The following is a 2,178-nucleotide window of genomic DNA, read 5'->3' as shown; positions in this document are numbered from 1 at the left end:
CGGTCAGGGCCTGTTTCTGCCACATACGAAGTCAAAACAGAGCGAGCAAACGAGTGTAGGTTACTTTTTATCCTGCATAGCAGGGATGTAGATGTCGAAAAAACAAAACGGATTTATATGGAAATATTTTATTGGCATGAAATGCATGCTGTAAGGAGAGAAGGAGAATGGATAGAAGTTATGAAGAAAGCGCATTGTTTGAACATAAATTTTGGCTCAGAGTGCTTGGGGATCATGGACAATTTATTTTAGATGCTTTGTCTTCAACAGAGACTGAAGATATTCAGAGGGCCCGTCATTTTATAGAGCAATTTCATGAGTTGTTAAATCGTGTTCATACAGCTAATTTAATTGCATTTGCGAAAGATGCCAAACAAGCGGCGGAGGAGATTAGACAATTTAAGTTGAGTATTATACAAAAGCAATTGGAAGGAAAAGTTGTTATCCACTTTACTCCAACTTTTCTTAATCATATGGTAAATGAAGTAGAAGAGTATATAACGGTATTAGATTATTTGATAAAAGGAGAAGTACCGCCTATTTTTCATGAATTACATTATCATCTTGTTTGGTTAACGGATGCGGCTGGTCACGCTGGTGCGATTTTAGGTGAATTGGATCTTGTAGAGAAACGATTGAAAGAGAAAAGTAAGTTGTATGAGAAACATTTTGAGCAGTTTTATTTAAGAGCTGTGGAAATGACGGGATATTTACGTACAGAACTGAAACATTTTCCGGCTTTGAAGAAATTTACGAAAGATGTTTCATTGGAACTGAATTTATTTTCACATTTTCTGCATGAATTAGAAGAATTAGAACTAGCTGAGCAAATATTAAGCTCATTATCTGCAAGAATGGCAGACCATATGGCAAGAGAGGAATGTTATTATTTATTAAAATTAGCCCAATCATCTGGATTAGAGATACCAAAATGTAACCCTCTATAGGAGCAGGTAAAAAGCCGCATTATGTGGCTTTTTGTTCGTTTATAAAAAGAAGGTGGATAGGTATATGGTGTTAAGAAAATTCATGTACATTTCTTTTATTTTTTACATTTTGGGAGAAACTAAACAGACGCTTAAAGAAGGAGGATTCATACATGCAGTTAGCGACACATGAGTTACGTGATTTAAGTGAACTGATTATGGGTTGTTACAATACGATTAATACAATGTCTACATATATAAAACAAGCACAAGATCCGGATTTAAAACAACTATTACAACAACATTTGCCCTTTCACGTACAGGATTATAATTTGAAACTAGAATTTGTACAAAACGATTCGATTCCAAATGTCTCAAAATGTCAATTAGCTAAACTAAATCCAGTACTATCCTCTTATATACAAGCACCTTCAAAAGAGTATTTGCCAGTTACACCAAGTATGACTGGACAACCTCCTTCTGATCGAGCAATTGCGATTGGATATCTACTTACTCAAAAATCTGCTGCATTCAACTATGCAGGTTCTTTATTAGAATGTGCCAATCCACAGTTAAGAACTTTGTTAGAAAATGCTTTTTTAAACAGTAGTCGTCATGCTTATGATATTTGGCAGTATATGGTGAAGAGAGGATATTACCAGTTATCTCCGGCACCAGACTCTGAAATAAAAGCAATAGCAAGCATGTATCAGTCATTACCAGAATAAAAAGTTGACAAGTTCCGTCAAATATTTTAAGGTGATTTTATAAAATTGTGTATATAAAGGGGAGTAACTTATTACAATAAAGTCGTCATTACAGGGAGAAACCCTCGGCTTTATTGGCAACGTTTTTGTTGTTAGTGAGACCTTTACCACCAATGGTAAAGGCCCCTTATTGTCTTTTTTAGGACCTTTATCATATTTGGTAAAGGTCCTTTTTGTATACAAAAAAGGAGATATGATAAATGAAAAAATTTATAAGCAGATTTCGATTTATGCTTCATTTTCGACGTTTCATTCCATTTTTATATGACTTTTTTACCTCAAAAGAAGTCCCTATGCAGAAAAAGATATTATCCATTGGTTTTTTAATTGGATATGTTGTATTTCCATTTGATCTCATTCCTGACTTTCTGTTTGCTTTTGGCGTGTTAGATGATGTTGCTGTCGCAATATTTATTTTGCAACGCATTGTAAAAATGGCGCCACCGCATTTACAAGAAAAATATGACTTAAATAAAGGATAGAGG

3 protein-coding genes are annotated in these 2,178 nt (G+C 34.4%); all 3 read left to right on the top strand.

The features are described 5' to 3' along the window. Positions 1-167: 167 nt before the first annotated feature. Positions 168-947, top strand: coding sequence for a DUF2935 domain-containing protein (locus V7183_RS02020; protein ID WP_335358543.1), 780 nt, complete (start codon positions 168-170; stop codon positions 945-947). 152 nt (positions 948-1,099) lie between these two features. Next, positions 1,100-1,654 carry a spore coat protein gene (locus tag V7183_RS02015; protein ID WP_335358542.1) on the top strand — a complete coding sequence of 185 codons (555 nt, stop codon included), beginning with the start codon at positions 1,100-1,102 and terminating at the stop codon, positions 1,652-1,654. Between the two features lie 239 nt (positions 1,655-1,893). Further along, the gene (locus V7183_RS02010; RefSeq protein WP_335358541.1) at positions 1,894-2,175 is read left to right on the top strand and encodes a YkvA family protein; all 282 of its coding nucleotides are present in this window, start codon (positions 1,894-1,896) and stop codon (positions 2,173-2,175) included. Positions 2,176-2,178: the final 3 nt, after the last annotated feature.

Source organism: Bacillus sp. JJ1127 (assembly GCF_036965845.1).
Classification (GTDB): Bacteria; Bacillota; Bacilli; order Bacillales; family Bacillaceae_G; genus Bacillus_A.
The sequence above is the reverse complement of the archived record's forward strand: the minus strand, read 5'-3'. Positions and strand labels throughout refer to the sequence as shown.